The sequence below is a fragment of the Myxococcus vastator genome, from assembly GCF_010894475.1.
In the GTDB taxonomy this organism is placed as follows: Bacteria; Myxococcota; Myxococcia; order Myxococcales; family Myxococcaceae; genus Myxococcus; species Myxococcus vastator.
The window spans coordinates 1-5,966 of sequence record NZ_JAAIYB010000495.1; the positions used below are offsets into that span (position 1 = coordinate 1).

A 5,966-nucleotide genomic window follows, 5' to 3' on the forward strand; every position below is an offset into this window, starting at 1 on the left:
GGCCGCGGCTCCCGCGGCGGCGCCCACCGCGCCGGCTCCGGCCCCAGTCACCGCGGCGGCGGGCGGCCTCAAGCCCGCGCCCACCACGGGCGGGCGCAAGCCGCGCATCCTCATCGTGGATGACAGCGAGATGACGGCCCGCATCATCGAAGCGGACCTGGTGGCCAAGGGCTTCGAGGTCCACGTCGCCGACACCGCCGACAAGGCCACGAAGATCATCCTCAAGAAGCAGACGCGCCCGGACCTGGTGCTGCTGGACGTGCGCATGCCCAACGTGAACGGCGAGCAGTTCTGCCGCTTCATCAAGAGCAACAGCCTCTTCAAGGGCATCAAGGTGCTGCTGTGCTCGGGGGAGAACGTCGAGGAGCTGCAGCGCATCTGCCGCGAGGCGGGCGCTGACGGCTACATCCCCAAGGACGCGGTGATGGGCAACCTGGTGGCCAAGGAGCTGATGCCCACCGGCAACGAGTAGTCCCCTGGGACCGCGTCACGGCCCCTCCCGGCGTGCTGCCCCCGAGGCCGCGCCACCTGCCTCCCGCGGAAGGAGCCCCACCGGGGCTCCCGGCCGGCGGCGGAGGGAACGCCCTCCCCCGCCCGCCAGGAGGTGCTACCGGCGCCCGGCCGCGTTCTCGCGCTCTTCCAGCCCGCGCGCGAAGTTGCCCACGATGAGCCCCGGGCGCGCCGCCTTCAGCCGCTGAAGCAGCGTACGGATGCCCACCGGCTCGCCTCCGGCGCCGCGCTCGCGCGCCACGTCCAGGTACTGCAGCGGGTCGATGCACAGCGAGCGCGTCTGCACCTGGTCCACGCGGTACTTCTTCACCAGCCGCTCCAAGGCCCGCACCTCGCCCTCGCGGTCGGTGACGCCGGGGAACAGCAGCAGGTTCAGCGCCAGGTACGCGCCGCGCTCACGCGCCAGGGCGATGGAGGCCTCCACGTCCTCCCAGCCGTACTTCACCGGCTTGTAGTAGGCCTCATAGAGGTCCTTCACCGCCGAGTTGAGCGACACGCGGACGGCGTCCAGCCCCGCGTCGAAGAGGGCCTCCAGGCCGCGCGTGAGGCTGGCGTTGGTGTTGATGTTGATGGAGCCCGCCTGCGTGCGCTCCCGCATGTAGCGGATGGCTTCCGCAATCTGCTTCCAGCGCGTGAGCGGCTCACCCTCGCAGCCCTGGCCGAAGCTCACCATGGTGCGGCCCGACGCGTGCGCCAGGTGGAAGAGGCCCACCTGGCCCATCTCCTCTCCCGTGGGGCCGTCATCCATGCGCTCGTGCGACGCCGGCGGGCCGTCCGCGGGCTGGTCGGAGATGCAGCCCACGCAGCGCGCGTTGCACATGACGGACGCGGGGATGGCGGCCTCGTCACGCACGTAGAAGGTGTTCTGCGACGTGAAGCACCGGTAGAGCATCGCGCACGTCTTGAGCTGCTTCAGCACCCGGTTGTCCGGGAAGCGCGCCAGGTGCTTCGCCACCAGGTCCTTCATGTCCGGCGTGGAGAACCGCTCCGGGTCCCAGTGGGAGCGACGGTCGGTGTGGATGGCCCACGCCACCGGCCCCTCTCCCACCCAGGCCGCGGCGGTGTACGCCCACTGCGGCAGCACGGGGCCACTGCCCTTCACCTCGCCGGGGAGGAACGTCCGCGTGTAGCCCGGGGGCAGCAGCGCGCCCACCGCGTTGGGGACAAACGACTTGCCCCCCAACTTCATCTCCCGGACGAGCTCCAGCTCCCCCGTCTCCGGATGCAGCCCCACCGGGAGGCGGCCCGGCAGGTGGACGAGCCGCCCGGCGGACGGCAGCGCGATGGGCTTGTCCTGCGGAGGAACGAGCTCTTCGCCGCTGCGCAGCGTGGCGAGCAGGTACGGATGTTCCATCACCCGTCCCTTGGGGTCCGCGAATAGGAGCTTCGGGGCAGACGTCATGTCCCGGGTAACTAACACGAGCGGCGCGCGCTTCATCACGCATCGCATCCAACGCCTCGCGTCATGTCTTCAGGGGGTGTTCGCCGCGAATGGCGCCCATGCGGGGCTGTCCGCCCGCGCCTTGATTCCCCCCGGGGCCCTCGTTAGGGTCCGCGCGCTTTTTACGTCCCCCTCTCGGAGGCAGTCGTGATCGTCGGAGTTCCCAAGGAGATCAAAACCCGCGAGTACCGCGTAGGCATGGTGCCGGCTGGCGTGAGCGCCTTCATCACCGCGGGTCACACGGTCCTGATCGAGACGAACGCCGGCGTTGGCTCCGGCATCCCCGATTCGGAGTTCCAGCGCGTCGGCGCGCAGATCGTCGCCACCGCGGACGAGGTCTGGAAGCGCTCGGAGATGATCATCAAGGTCAAGGAGCCCATCGCGCCCGAGTACGCGCGCATCCAGCCCGGTCAGATCATCTATACGTACTTCCACCTGGCTGGCGTGGATCCGGAGCTGACCAAGACGCTGCTCCAGAAGAAGGCCTCGGCCGTGGCCTACGAAACGCTGCAGCCGGATGATGGCAGCCTGCCGCTGCTCAAGCCCATGAGCGAGGTGGCCGGAAAGATGGCCATCCAGGTGGGCGCCCGGTGCCTGGAGAAGGCCCACGGCGGCAAGGGCATCCTCCTGGGCGGCGTGCCCGGCGTGCGCCGCGGCCGCGTCACCGTCATTGGCGGCGGCGTGGTGGGCCTGTGTGCCGCCAAGGTGGCGGTGGGCATGGGCGCCGAGGTCACCATCCTCGACGTCAACATGGAGCGCCTCACCTACCTGGATGACGTGTTCCTCGGCCGCGTCGGCGTGCTGGCCTCCGACTCGGAGAGCATCGCCCGCTCCGTGCGCGAGGCGGACCTCGTCGTGGGCGCGGTGCTCATCCCCGGCGGCAAGGCCCCGAAGCTCGTCTCCGAGGCCCTCATCGCGGAGATGACCCCGGGCGCCGTGGTGGTCGACGTGGCGGTGGACCAGGGCGGCTGCATCGAGACGTGCAAGCCCACCACCCACGACAACCCCACCTTCGAGGTCCACGGCGTCGTCCACTACTGCGTCGCCAACATGCCCGGCGCCGTGCCGCAGACGTCCACCTACGCCCTCACCAACGTCACCCGCCCCTACTCGCGCAGGATCGCCGACCTGGGCCTGGTGGAGGCCGTCAAGTCCGACCGCGCCCTCGCGCGTGCGCTGAACACCTACAACGGCCACGTCACCTACGAGGCCGTCGCGAAGGACATGGGCTACCCCTACATGCCCATCACCGACGCGCTCGCTGGCAAGTAAGCCCGGCAAGCAGGCAAACGACGTGGTTCCTGGCGGGGAGGTTCGGATGACGACATCCGGCCTCCCCGTCCGTTATCTCTGCTGGGGAATAAGTTTCCCCGGCCGGCGTCGTGTATTCCCGAAGCGGGCGTCCGGGCGGGTGTCGTGGGATGCCGTTGTTGCCCTGGTTGTTCCCGTGCATACATTTGGCGGGTAAGCGACAACTCATTCCCCTTTTGTTTCGGGCCCTTGGAAGGCGGGACATGTTGGACTTCAGGCAACCCAACCGGACGAAGCAGGAATTCGAAGAGCTGGCGCTCGCCCACCTGGATCCGCTCTATTCGGCGGCCCTGCGCCTGACGAAGAACGAGCGCGACGCCGAGGACCTGGTGCAGGACACCTGCATGCGGGCGTACCGCTTCTTCGACAAGTTCGAGCGCGGGACGAACATCAAGGCCTGGCTCTTCAAGATTCTCACCAACACCTTCATCAACCGCTACCGGCGGAAGGTGAAGGAGCGCACGGTGGTCGAAGGCGTGGAGCGCGAGGCCGTCCACGAGCGCTTCGTGAGCCGGGACGCGACGGACTTCGCGGCCAACCCGGAGCAGTACTTCTTCGACCGGCTCCTGTCGGACGATGTGCTGCGAGCCATCGACTCGCTGCCCATCGACTTCCGGCTGGTGGTCATCCTCGCGGACCTGCAGGAGTTCTCCTACAAGGAGATCGCGGAGATTCTCGAGTGCCCCGTGGGCACGGTGATGAGCCGCCTGTTCCGCGGACGCAAGCTCCTGCAGAAGAACCTGCGTGAGTACGCGGAGGGCCAGGGCGTGTTCCGGCACGACGGAGAGCCGGTGAACGCACCCGCAGACCTGGAAGAGTATCGCAACAGGAAGAAGACAGGCTAGAAACCGGTTCCTAGCGCGCCCCATGAACTGCCAGGACCTCGACCGGCTGCTCTATCCGTACCTCGACGGCGAATTCCAGCCCGAGGAACGAGTGGACCTCGAAACCCACCTCTCCGGGTGCGCTGATTGCGGGCGCCGCGCGGAGGAAGAGAAGCAGATGCAGCAGGCGCTGCGGCGAGCCGCGCGCCATTCCGTTTCGGGCATGCGGGCCCCCGCCTCGCTTCGGGCCGGCATCCAGGTGGGCCTCAAGCAGGAGCAGCGCCGCGTCCAGCTCGGCGTCTGGCTGCGCGCCGGGGCCATGGCGCTGGTGGTGGTGACGGTGGGCGGCGGCTGGGCCGCGTTCCACGCCGAGCAGCGCCTGAGCGCGGCCAGGACGGAAGCGGTGCAGCGCCACAGCAAGAGCAAGGCGCTCCCCTTCGAGATTGCCTCCAACGCGCCGGAGCAGGTGGAGGAGTGGTTCAAGGACAAGGTGGATCCGCGCATCACCGTCCCGCAGCTCCCCAAGGCGAAGCCGCTGGGCGGGCGCATCTCCATCCTCAACGGCCGCGAAGTCGCGTACATCAGCTACGAGACGCTGCCGGACAACGAAGGTGAGCCGAGCCGCCGCCTGGGCGTCTTCGTGCTCCCGGGCGACAACGAGGTCGTCATCCCGAAGTTCCAGGCCCTGCAAGCCGTGGAGGTGGACTCCGCGCAGGGCTTCAACGTCGTCACCTGGCGCGACGACGAAATCGTCTATGAGATGGTGACGGACATGGACGAAAGCGACATCCGCCAGATGCTCGCCGAGCGCGACAGCGGTGAGAAGCTCGCGCGCAAGTCCGCGCCGGAGGCCGACGAGCCGCTGTATTCGCTCCCGCCCGCGTCTCGCGCGCCGCACGCCTGGCCTCCCATCTCCGTGGAGCCGGTGACGTACCCGACGTACCCTCAGTGACGGAAACGTCGGCTGTGAGACGGCGCCTGCCCGCTCCCCGGGCGGCCGGAATTCCGCCTGGTCCGAACATTGACGCTCCCGCGCATGGCCGATAGCCTCGACGCACATCATCACCTTGCGCGTCGCGGCCGGTAGGGCGTTTGCGCGCGCCGCACACCAGGACGGGCCGTCCCTCCATGTCGAAGAAAATCCTGATCGTCGAAAGCGACACCGCGCTCTCCGCCTCCCTGCGTTCGGCCCTGGAGGGCCGGGGCTTCACGGTCGACGAGACGACCGACGGCAAGGGCAGCGTGGAGCAGATCCGCAGGGAACGGCCGGACCTCGTGGTGCTCGCGGTGGACTTGTCCGCGGGGCAGAACGGCTACCTCATCTGTGGCAAGCTGAAGAAGGACGATGACCTCAAGAACGTCCCCATCGTCATCATCGGCAACCCGGACGGCTTCGCGCAGCACCGCAAGCTGAAGGCCCACGCCGACGAGTACGTCGCCAAGCCGGTGGACGCGGATCAACTGGTGGAGCGCGCGGGTGCGCTGATCGGCTTCCCCGAGCTGCCCGCCTCCGAGGACCTCGTCGATGAGAGCCTCACGCTGGACGCGCTCGGCGACGAGCCGATGACGGCGGACTTCGGCGAGGAGATCTCCGTGGAGACCGCGGAGGAGCCTCCCGTCACGGGCGAGGAGTTGGATTTGGACGCCGCCTTCGGCGACCTGTCCGCGCCCGAGGAGACGCCGTCCTTCGAGGAAGAAGTCGTCGTCGCGCCGCCCGAGGCGGTGGTGGAAGGCATGGAGGAGGACTTCTCCACGCTCGACTCGCTGGGCACCGACCTGGATGATCCGCTGGAGGGGCTGGATGACTCCGACGAGAAGACGGTGATTGGCTTCATCGCCCCCGCTCCCGTGGCCGCGCCTCCTCCCGAGCCGCCCCGCGC

6 protein-coding genes are annotated in these 5,966 nt (G+C 68.6%); 5 read left to right on the plus strand and 1 reads right to left on the minus strand.

Annotated features, from left to right (window positions below; translation table 11 throughout):
• The coding region (locus G4D87_RS32285; protein ID WP_163786535.1) for a response regulator at positions 1-472 on the plus strand (472 nt) is incomplete at its 5' end.
• 135 nt (positions 473-607) lie between these two features.
• On the opposite strand, the gene G4D87_RS32290 is transcribed toward G4D87_RS32285, so the two are convergent.
• On the minus strand, positions 608-1,912 hold the full coding sequence (locus tag G4D87_RS32290) for a radical SAM family protein (protein ID WP_163786536.1): 1,305 nt from the start codon (positions 1,910-1,912) through the stop codon (positions 608-610).
• Between the two features lie 186 nt (positions 1,913-2,098).
• Here G4D87_RS32290 and ald point away from each other — a divergent pair, with 186 nt between their 5' ends.
• The 4 genes from ald to G4D87_RS32310 form a co-directional block, all read left to right on the plus strand.
• Positions 2,099-3,223, plus strand: coding sequence for an alanine dehydrogenase (ald, locus tag G4D87_RS32295; protein WP_163786537.1), 1,125 nt, complete (start codon positions 2,099-2,101; stop codon positions 3,221-3,223).
• A 242-nt stretch (positions 3,224-3,465) separates the two neighbouring features.
• On the plus strand, positions 3,466-4,107 hold the full coding sequence (locus G4D87_RS32300) for a sigma-70 family RNA polymerase sigma factor (protein WP_002636595.1): 642 nt from the start codon (positions 3,466-3,468) through the stop codon (positions 4,105-4,107).
• Between the two features lie 22 nt (positions 4,108-4,129).
• A complete protein-coding gene (locus G4D87_RS32305; RefSeq protein ID WP_163786538.1) occupies positions 4,130-5,038 on the plus strand; it encodes an anti-sigma factor family protein in 909 nt (302 codons plus the stop codon).
• 176 nt (positions 5,039-5,214) lie between these two features.
• Positions 5,215-5,966: response regulator (locus tag G4D87_RS32310; RefSeq protein WP_163786539.1), on the plus strand; the 752-nt coding region annotated here is incomplete at its 3' end.